Source organism: Alphaproteobacteria bacterium, from assembly GCA_030740435.1.
Classification (GTDB): domain Bacteria; phylum Pseudomonadota; class Alphaproteobacteria; order UBA2966; family UBA2966.
The window spans coordinates 23814-38174 of sequence record JASLXG010000145.1 but is presented as its reverse complement, the minus strand read 5'-3'; the positions used below and the strand labels follow the sequence as shown (position 1 = coordinate 38174).

The window sequence follows — 14361 nt, the reverse complement described above, 5'->3', positions numbered from 1 at the left end:
CCTGGCTTAGCCGGACCTCCGCCTCGCGGAGCTTGCCGATAATCTGCTCAACCGTGTGATTCTTCTTCGCCATTTTGCCCTCCTTCAAGCCAACCCAATCCTAACATCCGGGCTGGACCAGTTTTCGGGGGGCAGGCCACTTTGACGCCGATTATGGAGACGATGCCAGCTGCCACATGTCATCTGCTGCCGCGGCCAAGGCCCACACCTTGGTCGAGAAGATGCTGGCCGCGGCGTTCAAATAGCCCGCATTTCCCACCGGATCACAATGAAAGGCGGCCCGAGGCCGCACAGAGATAAAAAGAAAGGCGGCCGGATGGCCGCCTTTCCGTGAATGGGCCCAAGTTCAGCCCTGATCTTGTGATCCGGTGTCAGCTTCCGGAGAAGAGGTTGCTCCGCTGCCGGCGACGGACACCAAGGCTGAGCTCTGGGGCTCGCAATTCACTCGACATGGGATCACCTCCTTTCGTTCGTTGAACACGCTCTCAGCTTAGAGGGGCGTGAGCGCGGCGGCAACCGCGTTGCATCGGTCCTGTCATTCCCCGGCCGCCGGGAAGAGCTCGGCGGCGGGGCGGCGGAGGCGGCGGTTGTCGCCGCTGCGGGCGGTGAACTTGACCTTGTCGAAGTATTCCAGCACCTCGATGGCCAAATTGCGGCCGATGCCGGCGGCGTCGCGGTATTGCCGCGCCGTGAAGGCCTGGTCGGAGCTGCGGCCGGCCAGATCCTCGGCGATGCGGGCCAACTCGGCCACGGCGGCGGGCGGGAAATAGCGGTTGTCGGCCACCGGCAGCAACAGGCCCTGGCGCGCCGCCCGGCCATAAAAGCCGGTCAGCGCCTTGAGATCGATGCCCAGCTCGGCCGCCACCTCGCGCAGCCGTGGCGGCCGCACGCCGCCCTCCTGCAAAAAAGGCTCGAGGCGCTGCCAAAGCGCCGCATCGGGGGCCGACATCTCCGGCCGGTGGTCGGGCAGGCGCAGCGCCGCGCCGTCGCGCAGCAGAACTTTTTGCCGCGCCAGATCGCGGATCAGGGCGGCAAAGACGCGGGCCCCGACGGGCTCGTCGATGCCCAGGCGCAGCGCCACCTCGCTGGGCCCGGCGCTGTCGGGCTTTTGCCGGTGCCAGTGGCGCAGGGCGCCGATGACGGCGGCCCGCAGGCTCTCCCAGTGGCCGCTGTCGAGGCCGATGGCGTCGTTGCCGCCCCCACCGCCGCCGATGGCGACGACGCCGGCCCGGTCGCCCAGCGCCTCGGCCTCGGCCGCGGTGAGGTTCCAGGCCCGGGCGAAGCGGTCCAGGTCGACACCGTCGCGCGGCCGGGCGGCCAGTGCCGCCTTGAGCGCCTCGCCCGGGCTTTCGCGCTCCATGGCTTCGAGATAGGCCAGGCGCTGGGGCCGCGCCCGGCCGCGGGCAGGCGCAAAGGGATCGAGCACGATACCACCGCCCAGCGTGCGTTTGGCGGACTGGTCGCGGAGCACGAAGTGATCGCCCCTCAGTGCCCCGATCTGGTGGTCGAGCACGAGTTGCACCAGCGCCGTCTGGCCCGGCTTGAGGCTGCGGTCGCGCAACAGTGCCAGGCGCCCGGTGACATCGGCGGCGCCGATGTGGACGTGCACCGGCGTCCAGTGGCGCAGCGCTTTGGCCTCTCCCGGCAACACCCTCAAGCGGGCGTCGAGACGCCGCACCGGGGCGTGGACGGCGGCCTCGAGCAGCCATTGGCCGCGCTGCACGTCGCTGCGCTTGACGTTGCCGGCGATGTTGAGGGCGCAGCGCTGGCCGGCCCGTCCGCTCTGGCTGTCGCGGTTCTGGGCGTGCAGGCTGCGCAGCCTGACTTCGATGCCGGGCGGCGACAGCAGCAGCCGTTCGCCGACCCCGATGGTGCCGGAAAAGACCGTTCCCGTGGCCACCAACCCGGCCCCCGAGATGGTGAAGCAGCGGTCCACGGCAAGGCGAAAACGGCCGCCTGCCGGGCGCGGCGGGATCTCCAGCGCCGTCTCGGTGAGGTGTCCGTTGAGAGCTTCGACGCCCTCTCCGGAGAGAGAGGAGAGCGGGAAAATCGGAATCCCGGACAGGCTGGTGGGGGCCAGGATCTCCTGCACCTGGGTGGTCACCTCGGCGATGCGCTCGGGCTCGGCCCGGTCGATCTTGGTCAGCGCCACGGCGCCGCGTTCGATGCCCAGAATATCCAGTATCGCCAGGTGCTCGGCGGTCTGGGGCATGGGACCTTCGTCGGCCGCCACCACGAAAAGCACGAAATCGATGGCCGCCACGCCCACCAGCATGTTGCGCACGAAGCGTTCGTGCCCCGGCACGTCGATGAAGCCGAGGATGTCGCCACCCGGCAGCTCGCGGAAGGCGAAACCGAGATCGATGGAGAGGCCGCGCTTTTTTTCCTCGGGCAGGCGGTCGGTATCGACGCCGGTGAGCGCCTTCAGCAGCAGCGTCTTGCCGTGGTCGACGTGGCCGGCGGTGGCGACGATCATTTTTTCGCCGCCCCGGTGGCGAGTTCCGCGAGGCCGGTCGAAAACCCTTCTTCGTCGTCGAGGCAGCGCAGATCGAACCACAGCGCGCCGTCCTGGATGCGGCCGATGACGGGCAGGGCCAGACCGCGAAAGCGGGCCGCCAAGCGGGCCAGGGCCTGGCCCGAGCCGGCGTCGGGCTTGAGCACCAGGGCGCAACTGGGCAGTGCCTTGTCGGGCAGCGCGCCGGAGCCGATCTGGCTCAAACAGGGGGCGACGCTGACCCCGATCTTCTCCAGGGCCGTCTCCAGCCGAGGCGCCAGGCGGCGCGCCTGGGCCTCGATGTCGGCCTGGGCCCGGATCATGAAGCCGAGCGCCGGCAGCTGCTCGGGCAGGCGCTCGGGATCGGCGTAAAGCGGCAGCACGGCCCCCAGCGCCGCCGTGCTGATCTTGTCGATGCGCAAGGCGCGCTTGAGCGGGTTCTTCTTCAGCTTGGCGACAAGATCGGCTCGGCCGACGATGATGCCGGCCTGGGGCCCGCCCAGCAGCTTGTCGCCGGAGAACGTCACCAGGTCGGCCCCTGCCGCCAGGGCCTCGGCCGGTGTCGGCTCGTGCGGCAAGCCGTAGCGCGCTAGGTCGACCAGCGTGCCGCTGCCCAGGTCGACGACGAAGGGGATGCCGTGGGCCCGGCAGAGTTTCGCGAGGTCAGCTTCCGCCACGGCGGCCGTGAAACCTTCGACCACGTAGTTGCTGGTGTGGACCTTCATCACCAAGCCGGTGCGCGGCCCCAGCGCGGCCTCGAAGTCGCCGAGATGGGTGCGGTTGGTGGTGCCCACTTCGACCAGCTTGCAATGCGAACGCGCCATGATGTCGGGCAAACGGAAGGAGCCGCCGATCTCGATCAGCTCGCCGCGCGATACCGGCACCTGCTTGCGCCTCGCCAGGCTGTCGAGCACCAGCAACACGGCGGCGGCATTGTTGTTGACCACGGTCGCCGCCGGGGCGCCGGTGAGGCGGCAGAGCCAGCCCTCGAGCCGGCTGTCACGATCGCCGCGCCGGCCGCTGCCGAGGTCGTATTCCAGATCCACCGCCGAGGTCGCCGCCGCCACCATGGCCTGGGCCGCGGCGGCCGGCAGCAGGGCCCGGCCCAGGTTGGTGTGGATGATGGTGCCCGAGAGGTTGAGGACCCTGGTCAGCGGCGGCCGCTTGAGGGCTTCGAGGCGCGCCAGTACGTCGGCGATGATGGCTGCCTCGGCCGCCGGCTCGCCGGTTTTTTTGTCGGCCAGACGCCGGCGCAGATCGGCCAAGGCCGCGCGCACGGCATCGGTGACCAGCGGCCGGCCATGGGCGGCGATGGCGTCGGCCAGCCCGGCCAGGCCGAGCACGCGGTCAACGGAGGGAATGGCGGCCTGGGGCGAGGCTTTGGCTGGCGGCATGGAAGCGGTGGCATGATTGCGGGGGGCCTTAGCTTAGCGCCAAAGAGCGCGCCCCCCCAACACCATCGCGTTACCTCGAGCGGCCATAAACCACCCGGGCGTGGCGCGAGGGGGGATCTTCGCGGTGGGGAACCTCGTCCCAGCTTTGGCGCGCCAGGCCGGCCGCTTCGTAGGCCACCAGCGATTCGGCCAGCATGCGGTAGGGCGGGCCCTGGCTCAGGTGTTCGGGTCCGACGATCTCGGTGACCACCACCAGCGTGCCGCCGGGCGCCACCAGGCCGGCCACGGCGGCCATGGCGCGGGGCTGCAGTTCGTACGGCAGCGATTGCACCGTGCGGTTGTCGAAGACCAGAGCGAAAGCGCCGCGCCAGTCGTCGGGCGGCCGGAAGAGATCGGCGATGCGATAGTCGACGGAGCTTTGGGGGAAACGCTCGAGGCAGAGCCGGATGGCGCTTTCGGCCACGTCGAAGGCCATGACCTCCCAGCCCCGGCGGGCGATCTCCTCGGCGTCGTCGCCCAGGCCGCAGCCCGTCACCAGGGCCGGGCGGCCACTCCCTGGCGGCTGGTCCCGGAGCCATTCCGCGAGCTGCCCGTTGGCCTGCATGTGGGCCCAAGGCAGGCCCTCGCCCTCGGTGCTGGAAGCCGCGTACATGGGCTCGAAAAAGCTGCTTGCGGCTGTTTCGTCGTCGTCTTCGGTCATGGGCGGGAATTCTGCGGCCGGGGGCGGCTGGGAACAAGTCGATTTGACCGCCCGTTGATGCTAGGAATCCCCGTCATGAGCGATGTCCTGAACATATTCATCGTCGAGGACGATCTCATCTTCGTCGAATTGCTCACCAAGCTGCTCGAAGGGGCCGGGCACCGCGTGACGTCGGAGACCGACAGCGAGAAGGCCTTGGCGGCGATCGAGGCGGCGCGGCCGGATTGCCTGCTGGTCGACTTGATGATGCCGGGCAAGGACGGCCTGACGCTGTGCAAGGAGGTTCGCGAACAAGCGCTGCTGGCCGACACCCGCCTGATCGTGGTTTCGGCCAAGTCCTACGAATTCGACCGCAAGCGCGCCCTCAAGTCCGGCGCCGATGGCTTCATCCAGAAGCCGATCTCGGCCGAGACCTTCGTGGCCGAGCTCGAGCGCATCGTCACCGACCGCATCGAGACCACGTTTTGGGGCGTGCGCGGCACCTTGCCGGTGCCCGGCCCGCAGACCTTGCGCTATGGCGGCAACACCTCGTGCCTGACGCTGGAGTTCGCCCGCGGCCCCTTCTTCATCTTCGATGCCGGCAGCGGCATCAAGGCACTCAGCGACCACCTGCTGGCGACGGGGCGCAGCCGGGTCGAGGGCCGGATATTCATTTCCCACCCCCACTGGGACCATATCAACGCGCTGCCCTTTTTCGTGCCGCTTTACCTCACCGGCTGCGAGTTCGAGATCCTCGGCCCCAACCAGGGCGGCATGCCGGTGCGCGAGATGATCTCGGCCCAGATGGACGGCATCTATTTTCCCATCACCATCCGCGAGTTCGGCGCCCGGGTCTATTTCCGCGATCTCCAGGAAGGCCAGTACGAGATCGACGGCATCAGCGTGCGTACCATGCTGCTGAGCCACCCCGGTGCCTGTCTCGGCTACCGCATCGACTACGGCGGCCGATCGCTCTGCTACGTCACCGACAACGAGCTCTACCTGCCCGAGGCGCCGCAGCACAACGAACGCTACGAGGCAACCCTGGCCGATTTCGTGCGCGGCACCGACGCCCTGATCACCGACACCACCTATACCGACGAGGAATATCTCGGCAAGGTCGATTGGGGCCATTCCTCGGTCGGCCGGGTGGTCGAGCTGGCCCACCGGGCCGAGGTGCAGACGCTTTACCTATTCCACCACGATCCCGACCAGGACGACGATGCCATCGACCAGAAGGGCGAGGCCGCTTTGGCCAGGCTCGACGAACTGGGCTCGGCCACGAAACTGAAAGTGCCGACCGAGGGCGACAAGATCTCGATCTGAAACGACTTCCCGAACCGGAGCAACGCCATGTCCGATCACAGCACCCAAGCCGGCCTGCCGCTGAAGCCGCTTTACCGGCCCGAAGACCTCGAGGGCTTCGATTATGACCAGAAGCTGGCCGATCCCGGGACCTACCCCTTCACCCGCGGCCGCCGCGTCGAGGTCGGGCGCAAATCCTGGATCCACCGCGAGCTTTCCGGCGAGGGCGACCCCAAGCGCTCGAACGAGCAGTTCAAGTACCTCTTGGAAAAGGGCCAGACCGGCATCGACGTGATCGGCGACATGCCCACCGTCAGCCTGCTCGACCCCGATCACCCCATGGCCCGGCACGGCGTCGGCACCACCGGGGTTTCGATCTGCCGGCTGCAGGACTACGTCGATCTTTTTTCCGGACTACCGCTCGACAGCATCAGTATCAGCCAGTCGTTGCCCGCCGCCTTCGCCATGGCCGGCACGTATCTGGCGGCCCGCGAGTTGGGCGTCGAGGCCAAGAGCTTGCGCGGATCGATCATCCAGACACCGCTTTATTGCGACGATTCGGGCTATTTCATCGGCATGCCTGTCAAGCTCAGGCTGCGGCTCTCGCGCGATTCCATCGAGTTCGCCACCCACGAGATGCCCAAGTTCCACGCCTTTCTCGAGGACAGCTACTACATCTCCGAAGGCGGCATCGACGGCGTCGAGGAGATGGCGCTGGCGTTTGTCGAGATCCGCCACATCACCCGAGACCTGATGGCCCGCGGCCTCGATATCGATGCCTTTGCCCCAAGAATAGCCATCCTGCTCAACTGCCACATGGATTTCTTCGAAACTGTGGCCAAAATCCGCGCCACCCGGCGCCTTTTTGCCCGCATGATGAAGGACGAATTCGGCGCCCAGGATCCCCGCTCGCTGGCCTGCAACATCGCCTCGCACACCTCGGGCCTTTCCATGACGGCGCAACAACCCGTCAACAACATCGCCCGCGGCACGGCCCAGACCCTGGCGCTGGCCATGGCCGGCGTCCAGGCCATCGAGATCTCGACCTTCGACGAGGCCTTCCGCACGCCCAGCCCCGAGGCCCATCTGGTGGGGCTGCGCACGCAACAAGTGGTGGCGCTGGAAACCAACGTTGCCCAAGTCGCCGACCCGCTCGGCGGGTCTTACTTTGTCGAGGCTTTGACCGACGACATGGAGGCCCGCATCTGGCAGATGGTGGAGGAGATCGAGGCGGCCGGCGATGCCGCCGAGCTGGCCGAGCAGGGCTATTTCCGCGAGCTCTTCATCAAGGCCATGGAGCGCCGGGCCGCCCAGGTCGACGACGGCACCCTGATGCAGGTGGGCGTCAACTGCCACCAGATCGCGGAAGAGGAGGACAGGCTGCTGAAGGAGGTGGCCGAGCGCAAGATCGACCCCGATTATACCCGCATCGAGGCCATCATCGCCTTTCGCGAACAGCGCGATATGGACCGCGTGCGCACGACGCTGGCCGAGGTGCGCGGCCAGGCCGAGGATTTTGATCACAACATCATGCCCGAGATCATCGCCGCCACCGCGGCCGCTGCCACCATGGGCGAGATCGCCGGCGTGCTGCGCCAGGCCTACGGCGGCGATTACGATCCCTACAACATGGCCACCTCGCCGCTGGAGTAGTCCGGTCATGACAGCCAAAAACATAAAAGTCCTGATCGGCATTCTCGGCGTCGACCAGCACGAAGTGGGCGCCATGACGGTGGCCCGTATCCTGCGCGATGCCGGCATGGAGGTGATCTACGCCGGGCGCTTCAACCTGCCGCCGACCATCGTCCAGGCCGCCATGGAAGAAGACGTGGACGTCATCGGGCTGAGCTGCCATTCCTGGGAATACATCCACTACATGGACGAGCTTTTTCAGGAACTGGCGGACAAGGGAGCCAAGATCCCGGTGATCCTGGGGGGCTCGGTGATCACCGCCAAGGACGAGCGCGAGATGCTGGCAAAAGGTGTGGCCGCCGCCTTCGGCCCGACGGCTACGCCGGACGGCATCGTCGAGCGCATCAGCCAGATCGCCGGGGGGTAGTACCCGTGAGACGCTGGATTGCGGCTATCGTGCTGGCCGGTCTGGCCGCCTGCGTCACGACCTCGCCGGCCGAGCGCTATTTCGACATCGTCTGGAACACGGTCAACGAAAGCCACTTCGATCCGACTTTCGCCGGCCACGACTGGCAGGCCATCGGCGAGCGCCACCGCACCGCCGTGCTGGCCGCCAAGAGCGGCGAGGAACGCCACCGCCGCCTCAACGCCATGCTCTTCGAGCTCGGGCTCTCGCACCTCATCGTGCTCGACAAGGCCGAGATCAAGCGGCGCGTGCCGGCGATCTTTGCCGAAGGCCACATCGGCCTGGCGGTGCGATATCTGGAGGACCGGGTGGTGGTCAGCCAGGTCGGCCCGAAATTCTCGGCCGCCGCGGCCGGCCTGCGGCCGGGCTACGTCATCCAGCGCATCGGCCGCACAGCGGTCGGCGATCTGGTCAAACGATCCCAAGGCGAGCTCGTGCCACCCTTCAACCTCGCCAACCGCCTCAACCGCATCGCCAGCGACCTCTTGGGGCAGCTCGACGGCAAGCCCGGCAGCCTGGTGACGCTGCGCTATCTGGATGGCGAAGGGGCCCAGCGCGAAGCCACTCTCAAGCGCCGATCGCGCGGCCGGGGCCAGGTCTTCAGCGCGGCACTGCCGCCCTTTTTTGTCGAATTTTCGGCCAGCCGCTTGCCTGGTGGCGTCGCCTACGTGCGCTTCAACCACTTCGCGCCGCCGGTCGACAAGGCATTCGCCGACCTCGTGCGCCAGGCGGCCGCAGCGCCGGGCCTGATCATCGATCTTCGCGGCAACCCCGGCGGTTTCCTCAAGATCGCGCACCTGATGGCCAGCCATCTGCTGGACCGGCCGACACTTTTTTCGACGCTGAAGCTGTGCGACCGCCAGGTCGAGGTGACGCTGAAGCCGGCCACGTCGCGCTACCCGGGCCCGGTGGTGGTGCTGGTCGATGCGCTGAGCCTGTCGACCAGCGAATATTTCGCCGGCTGTTTGCAGGTGCTGGGCCGGGTGCTGGTGATCGGCCAACGGACACCTGGCTTCATGCTGGCGGCCAACTGGCGCGAGTTGCCCGACGGCGCCTCGTTCATGCACACCATCGGCGAGCCCCGGGCCAGCGACGGCACGCTGTTCGAGGGCCTGGGCGTCACCCCCGACGTCACGGTGCCGCTCAAGCAAAAAATTCTGCTGGCCGGCGACGCCGCGCTGGCCGCGGCGCTGCATTTCATCAAGTCGAAGGCGGGGGGCTAGGCCGCCGCCACCGAGCGCTTCTGGTCGATCATCTCGAAGTAGCTCTCGAGCCGGGTGCGGATATTGGCGGCCGAGAAGTAGCGCGGATCGACCAGATCGGTCTCGATGAAGCCGGCCGGCTTGCCGGTGCGGCTTTCGATCTCGCGCAGGATGAGGAGTTGGCCGGCGGCGTAGCTGTTGCAGCTTTTGACCGAATTGATGAGAAAGCCGTCGGCCTGGTAGTCGTTCATGTAGCTCTCGACTATGTCGGTGCGCTGTTCCATGTTGAGGTTGCCGAAGCAGCCGAAGCAGTAATCGGCCAGCGATTCCAAGGGATTATCGGGGTCGTGGCGAAAGCCGAAATCGAACACCCCGCCGACCTTGGTGTAGGTCGAGGCCACGACCACGGCGCCTTGGTCGTAGAACATCTTCCAGAATTCGCGGAAATGGGTCCAGGCCGGCGGGCCGTCGACGACCAGGCGGTAGCGCTCCTCGCCCATATCGCCCTCGGGCGTGATCGGGCCCATGCCGGCGGCCTGGCGTTCCTCGACTTCGTGGCGCAGCGCGGCGTAGTAGTCGGTGGCCTCAGGCGTGCCGCGAAAGGCCGTGAAGATGGGGCCGATGTAATAGACGCCGCCGAAGAAGGCGTCGATCGGCGAGGGCTGGTTGCGGGCCGATTGCAGCACCCAGACCAGGTCTTCCTCGGCCTTGGCCGATTCGCGCATGTGTTCCCGCAGCCGGTCGATGTCGAACTTGACGCCGCTTATACGCTCCAAGGTCGGGATCAGTTCTTCTTTTATCTGGCGCACCACGTATTCGCGCATGCTAGGGGTGACGATGCCGTCGCCCAGGTAGGGCACGTGCAGCATTTTGGTCTCGCAGCCGTACATGTCGCGCAAGAGCTCGAACCATTTCATGAAGGTGAAGCAGCCGGTATAGGAGAGTAGCAAGAGATCGGGCGTCGGCAGGGCCTCACCGGTGGGGCCCAAATTGCCCTCGAGAAACATACCGATGTCGGCTTTGACGTAGGTGCAGACGTCTTCCGAGTGGCCGAACCTTTCGGCCTCGCGGATCAGATCGCCGCTGCGCCGGCGCATGCCGTTGGCCAGCGCGTTGGCTTCGGGCAGGTTCGAGACCACGTCGAAGCACATCAAGAGCTCGTTGAGGTTGCCCGGGATGAAGGTCGAGACCACCTTGCGCCCCTCCTCGCGGGCCCGGCCCAGGCGCTGGTGGTTAGCCGTGATCATGGCCTTTTGCTTGAGCATCGAGCTTTCCTTGCGGACGTCGTCCGTGGCTTTGGCGGGCTCTGGCATGATCTATCCTTATCTCTCCTCAGACCTGGAAGCGCCGCCGCGGACCAGCGCTGACGATGCGGCCCGCCGTGGGCGCGGCGAAGTGGGCGGCCAGGATGGTGGTGCCGCTGTCGCAATGGCGCTCGACGAAGGCAGCACGGGCGGCGGCCGACATCTCGGGATCCCAGCAAAAGCGGCTGTTCCAATCGGGATGGGCCACCTGGATGGGATGGTGCAGCATGTCGCCGCTGAAAACGGCCCGCTCGGAGCCGCCGTCCAGGTGCATGACCACGTGGCCCGGCGAATGGCCCGGCAACGCCTCGAGGTGGAGATTGTCGTCGATGGCGTGGTCGCCGGCCACCTTGACCCCCTGCCCGGCCGCCATCACCGGCAGCACGCTGTCCTCGTAAAAGCCGTCGCTGGCCCCGGTGCCCGGGCCCAGATAATCGCCGTGTTCCTCCCAGTAGGCCAACTCGACCTGGTGGAAGAGGTATTTGGCATTGGCGAAGGTGGGCACCCAGCGACCGTTCTCGAGCCGCGTGTTCCAGCCCACGTGGTCGACGTGAAGGTGGGTGCAAAGCACGAAATCGACAGCCTCGGGTGCCACGCCGAGCGCCCCCAGATTTTCCAGATAGGGCGTCCGCATGTGGTGCCAGGGCTTGGACGACGGCCGTTCCTTGTCGTTGCCGACGCAGGTGTCGACCAGGATGGTGTGGTGGCGCGTGCGCACGACGAAGGTGTGCTGGCTTTGGATCAGGCGCTCGCGGGCGGGGTCGTAGAAATGGGGCTCCAGCCAATCGCCTTCGGCCTTGATCGCTTCCAGCTCCGAATCGGGCAGCAGATAGGCCGGCGCGAACCCCGGCCCCTCGGCCTCGACCAGGCGGTCGACTGTAATGTCGGCAAAGGCCAGCGGCTGCATACCCGGGGGCTCCTCAGAAGCAGAGAAACCGCGAGGTCTCGGAATCGAGGAAGACCAGGAAATAGGTATCGAGGAGGTAGCCCAGCAGATCGCGGCAGACAACAAAAAGCTCGGGCGCCCACATGGTGAGCAGGCCCGCGGACAAAGCCACGGCGGCAAGGCCGACGCTGCGGGTTTGGGCAAGCATGGCCTTAGTCTACGCCAAATCGGCTAACCACTCCAACGCCGGGCACAAAAGGATTGGCGGAGGGTCACAAAAACCGCCACCCTGTGGCCATCCCTCGCGAGCTGGAAAGGACGGGGCGAAATGGCAGGCCTTTATTACGAGCAATTCGAAATCGGCATGGAGTTCAATCACCCGCTGACCCGCACGGTGACGGAGATGGACAACATCATGTTCTGCGCCATGACCCACAACCCGCAACCGCTGCATTTGGACGAGGAGTTCGCCAAGCAGACCGAATTCGGACAACGCATCGTCAACAGCCTGTTCACGCTGGGCCTGGTGGTCGGCATTACCGTCGGCGACACCACGTTGGGCACTACGCTGGGCAATCTCGGCATGACCGACGTGCGCTTCGCCAATCCCGTCTTTCACGGCGACACCATCCGGGCGCTGACGCGCATCCAGGCCATGCGCGAGAGCAAATCGCGGCCTCGTGACGGCATCGTCACGTTCGAGCATTTCGGCTTCAACCAGCGGGACCAGGAAATCGCCTATTGCGTCCGCACCGGTCTCATCATGAAACAGCCGTCATGATCATCCGCTCCTGGCTGTTTGTGCCCGGCGACAGCGAACGCAAGCTGGAGAAGGCGCGCGGAAACGAAGCCGATGCGCTGATCCTCGACCTCGAGGACGCCGTCGCCGACGACCGCCAAGAGATCGCCCGCGACATGGTTCAGGCCTATCTCAAGGCCGAACCTGATCGCGCGCGCCAGCAGCTTTGGGTGCGCATCAATCCGCTCGATGGCGATATGGCGCTTCCCGACCTGGCGGCGGTGATGCCGGGGGCGCCCGACGGCATCGTGCTGCCAAAGACCTATTCGGCGGCCGACGTCAACGCGCTCGACCACTACCTCGCGGCCCTGGAGACCCGCGAGGGCCTGGAGCAAGGCGCCACCAAGATCCACTGCGTGGCAACCGAGACCGCGGCCTCGCTGCTCACCTTCCATACCTACCTGGAGGGCCTGACCCCGCGCCTGGTGGCCATGACCTGGGGCGGAGAAGACCTGGCCGCCGCCCTTGGCGCCAGCGACAACCGCAACCCCGCGAGCGGCGATTACGACGACCCCTATCTGCTGGCCAAGTCTCTCTGCCTGGCCACGGCGCGGGCCATCGGGGCCCAGCCGGTGGGCGTGGTGTTCGTCGACTTCCGCGACCTCGAGGGCCTGGAGGCGGAATGCCTGCGCGACCGGCGCGCCGGCTTTGTCGGCAAGATCGCCATCCATCCGGCCCAGGCGGAAGTGATCAACCGGGCTTTCACGCCCTCAGCCGACGAGATCGCCCAGGCCCGGCGCGTGGTCGAAGCGTTCGAGCAGAACCCCGGCCTCGGCACCGTCGGTCTGGACGGCAAGATGCTTGACATGCCGCACCTCAAGCAGGCCCGCCACGTGCTGGCCATGGCAGCCGAGATCGAGGGCGCGTCCTAACCCAACACCTCGAAGGCCTTGAGGAAGAAATCCGGGCCGCCGAAATTGCCCGACTTGAGGGCGAGAAAAAGATCGTCGTGATCGAGGCTCCGGGTCCAGGGCACGCCGGGATCGATCTCGCCGCCGATCCGCAGGCCTGCGACTTCCAGCGCCGCCAGGGCCGCCCCGGCGGTCTCGCCGCCGGCCACCACCAGGCGGTGGACGCCCAGCTCGACCAGCCCCCGGGCAATGTCGGCCAGTACGCCCTCGACCAGTTCGCCGGCGCGCTGCCGGCCGAGCTCCGCCTGCACCCGGGCCACGGCCTCGGCCGGGGCACCGGCCGCCACCAACAGAGGCCCATCTGCGAGCCGCCCTTCGGCCCAACCCAGGGCCGCCGCCGCCACGTCCTCGCCGGCCGCGATGGCCAGCGGATCGATCACGAAGACAGGCCCGCCCTGGTCGCGAAAATGGGCCACCTGGGCGAGCGTGGCCAACGAGCAGCTTCCCGATATCACCGCGCCATGGCCGCCCGCCGGCGGTAGCGCCGCCGCGTTGCCGGCCGCCAAATCCCCCGGGGCGCGGAAGTTCTGCGGCAAGCCCATGGCCAGGCCCGAGCCGCCGGTGACCAGGGCCAAGTCGGCCGAGGCCGCGCCGATGTCGAAAAGATGGCGGTCGCTGAGGGCATCGACGATGGCGTAGCGCTTGCCCTCGTGGCGCAGGCGATCGAAGGCAGCCCGGATGGCTGCGGGGCCCGCATCGACCTCGCCGTAATTCACCAGCCCCACCGCGCCCTCGGTTTGGCGTTCCAGCACCCGCACCAAGTCGGCGTCGGTCATGGGCGTCAGGGGATGGTCCTGCATGCCCGATTCGTTGAGCAGCACCGGACCCACGAAAAGCAACCCCTGGTAGATGGTGCGCCCAACGGTGGGAAAGGCCGGGCAGGCAATGGAGAAGTCGGAACCGAGTTCGGCCAACAAAGCGTCGGCCACCGGACCGATGTTGCCGGCAGGCGTGGAATCGAAGGTCGAGCAGTACTTGAAGAAGATCTGTTCCGCCCCGCCCGCCCGCAGCCAGTTCATGGCCGAGAGCGATTCGCCGACCGCCTGGTCCGGCGGCGCGGTGCGCGATTTCAGCGCCACCACCACGGCCTCGGCGTCCGGTATGGCCCGTCCGGCAGCCGGCACGCCGATCAGCTGGATGGTGCGCAGGCCTTGTTTGACCAGGGTATTGGCAAGGTCGGTGGCTCCGGTCGAGTCGTCGGCAATGCAACCCAGGTACATATTCCGGCTTCCCGTGGTGGCCTGCTTTCGATTCTAGCCGATTCCGGTGGTGCGGTAAGAAGTGATAGG

At 67.0% G+C, this 14361-nt stretch carries 13 protein-coding genes; 6 read left to right on the top strand and 7 right to left on the bottom strand.

Annotated elements, in window-relative coordinates; genetic code table 11:
* Positions 1 to 535 precede the first annotated feature (535 nt).
* The 3 genes from selB to QGG75_14805 all read right to left on the bottom strand — a co-directional run bounded on the left by selB (position 536) and on the right by QGG75_14805 (position 4588).
* Entirely contained in the window at positions 536 to 2476 is a 1941-nt protein-coding gene (gene selB, locus QGG75_14815; GenBank protein ID MDP6068503.1) for a selenocysteine-specific translation elongation factor, read from the bottom strand.
* Positions 2473 to 3888, bottom strand: a complete 1416-nt coding sequence (selA, locus tag QGG75_14810; GenBank protein ID MDP6068502.1) for an L-seryl-tRNA(Sec) selenium transferase — start codon at positions 3886 to 3888, stop codon at positions 2473 to 2475. Before selA ends, selB begins: the two co-directional genes overlap by 4 nt.
* A 70-nt stretch (positions 3889 to 3958) precedes the next feature.
* Positions 3959 to 4588, bottom strand: a complete 630-nt coding sequence (locus tag QGG75_14805) for a class I SAM-dependent methyltransferase (protein ID MDP6068501.1) — start codon at positions 4586 to 4588, stop codon at positions 3959 to 3961.
* Between the two features lie 75 nt (positions 4589 to 4663).
* On the opposite strand from QGG75_14805, the gene QGG75_14800 reads away from it, so the two are divergent.
* From QGG75_14800 to QGG75_14785, 4 genes are read left to right on the top strand one after another with little or no spacing between them, the layout of a single operon-like run.
* Complete coding sequence (locus tag QGG75_14800) at positions 4664 to 5893, top strand: response regulator (GenBank protein MDP6068500.1); 1230 nt, start codon at positions 4664 to 4666, stop codon at positions 5891 to 5893.
* A gap of 27 nt (positions 5894 to 5920) precedes the next feature.
* The gene (locus QGG75_14795) at positions 5921 to 7525 is read left to right on the top strand and encodes a methylmalonyl-CoA mutase family protein (protein ID MDP6068499.1); all 1605 of its coding nucleotides are present in this window, start codon (positions 5921 to 5923) and stop codon (positions 7523 to 7525) included.
* A 7-nt stretch (positions 7526 to 7532) separates the two neighbouring features.
* Positions 7533 to 7931, top strand: a complete 399-nt coding sequence (locus QGG75_14790; GenBank protein MDP6068498.1) for a cobalamin-dependent protein — start codon at positions 7533 to 7535, stop codon at positions 7929 to 7931.
* A 5-nt stretch (positions 7932 to 7936) separates the two neighbouring features.
* A complete protein-coding gene (locus QGG75_14785) occupies positions 7937 to 9193 on the top strand; it encodes a S41 family peptidase (protein ID MDP6068497.1) in 1257 nt (418 codons plus the stop codon).
* On the opposite strand, the gene bcrB is transcribed toward QGG75_14785, so the two are convergent.
* From bcrB to QGG75_14770, 3 genes are read right to left on the bottom strand one after another with little or no spacing between them, the layout of a single operon-like run.
* A complete protein-coding gene (bcrB, locus tag QGG75_14780) occupies positions 9190 to 10485 on the bottom strand; it encodes a benzoyl-CoA reductase subunit B (GenBank protein ID MDP6068496.1) in 1296 nt (431 codons plus the stop codon). The genes QGG75_14785 and bcrB overlap by 4 nt on opposite strands.
* A gap of 19 nt (positions 10486 to 10504) precedes the next feature.
* Complete coding sequence (locus QGG75_14775) at positions 10505 to 11383, bottom strand: MBL fold metallo-hydrolase (protein MDP6068495.1); 879 nt, start codon at positions 11381 to 11383, stop codon at positions 10505 to 10507.
* Positions 11384 to 11396: 13 nt separating this feature from the next.
* Entirely contained in the window at positions 11397 to 11570 is a 174-nt protein-coding gene (locus QGG75_14770; protein ID MDP6068494.1) for a hypothetical protein, read from the bottom strand.
* A gap of 120 nt (positions 11571 to 11690) precedes the next feature.
* Here QGG75_14770 and QGG75_14765 point away from each other — a divergent pair, with 120 nt between their 5' ends.
* Entirely contained in the window at positions 11691 to 12143 is a 453-nt protein-coding gene (locus QGG75_14765; GenBank protein MDP6068493.1) for a MaoC family dehydratase, read from the top strand.
* On the top strand, positions 12140 to 13033 hold the full coding sequence (locus tag QGG75_14760) for a CoA ester lyase (protein ID MDP6068492.1): 894 nt from the start codon (positions 12140 to 12142) through the stop codon (positions 13031 to 13033). Before QGG75_14765 ends, QGG75_14760 begins: the two co-directional genes overlap by 4 nt.
* Here QGG75_14760 and QGG75_14755 read toward each other — a convergent pair.
* Entirely contained in the window at positions 13030 to 14292 is a 1263-nt protein-coding gene (locus QGG75_14755) for a four-carbon acid sugar kinase family protein (GenBank protein MDP6068491.1), read from the bottom strand. The two genes, QGG75_14760 and QGG75_14755, sit on opposite strands and share 4 nt — an antisense overlap.
* Positions 14293 to 14361 lie beyond the last annotated feature (69 nt).

What these genes read in the sequence shown, in the direction of transcription:
- selB (MDP6068503.1), bottom strand. Translation starts at nt 2,476, where the DNA reads ATGATCGTCGCCACCGCCGGCCACGTCGACCACGGCAAGACGCTGCTG.
- selA (MDP6068502.1), bottom strand. Translation starts at nt 3,888, where the DNA reads ATGCCGCCAGCCAAAGCCTCGCCCCAGGCCGCCATTCCCTCCGTTGAC.
- QGG75_14805 (MDP6068501.1), bottom strand. Translation starts at nt 4,588, where the DNA reads ATGACCGAAGACGACGACGAAACAGCCGCAAGCAGCTTTTTCGAGCCC.
- QGG75_14800 (MDP6068500.1), top strand. Translation starts at nt 4,664, where the DNA reads ATGAGCGATGTCCTGAACATATTCATCGTCGAGGACGATCTCATCTTC.
- QGG75_14795 (MDP6068499.1), top strand. Translation starts at nt 5,921, where the DNA reads ATGTCCGATCACAGCACCCAAGCCGGCCTGCCGCTGAAGCCGCTTTAC.
- QGG75_14790 (MDP6068498.1), top strand. Translation starts at nt 7,533, where the DNA reads ATGACAGCCAAAAACATAAAAGTCCTGATCGGCATTCTCGGCGTCGAC.
- bcrB (MDP6068496.1), bottom strand. Translation starts at nt 10,485, where the DNA reads ATGCCAGAGCCCGCCAAAGCCACGGACGACGTCCGCAAGGAAAGCTCG.
- QGG75_14775 (MDP6068495.1), bottom strand. Translation starts at nt 11,383, where the DNA reads ATGCAGCCGCTGGCCTTTGCCGACATTACAGTCGACCGCCTGGTCGAG.
- QGG75_14770 (MDP6068494.1), bottom strand. Translation starts at nt 11,570, where the DNA reads ATGCTTGCCCAAACCCGCAGCGTCGGCCTTGCCGCCGTGGCTTTGTCC.
- QGG75_14765 (MDP6068493.1), top strand. Translation starts at nt 11,691, where the DNA reads ATGGCAGGCCTTTATTACGAGCAATTCGAAATCGGCATGGAGTTCAAT.
- QGG75_14760 (MDP6068492.1), top strand. Translation starts at nt 12,140, where the DNA reads ATGATCATCCGCTCCTGGCTGTTTGTGCCCGGCGACAGCGAACGCAAG.
- QGG75_14755 (MDP6068491.1), bottom strand. Translation starts at nt 14,292, where the DNA reads ATGTACCTGGGTTGCATTGCCGACGACTCGACCGGAGCCACCGACCTT.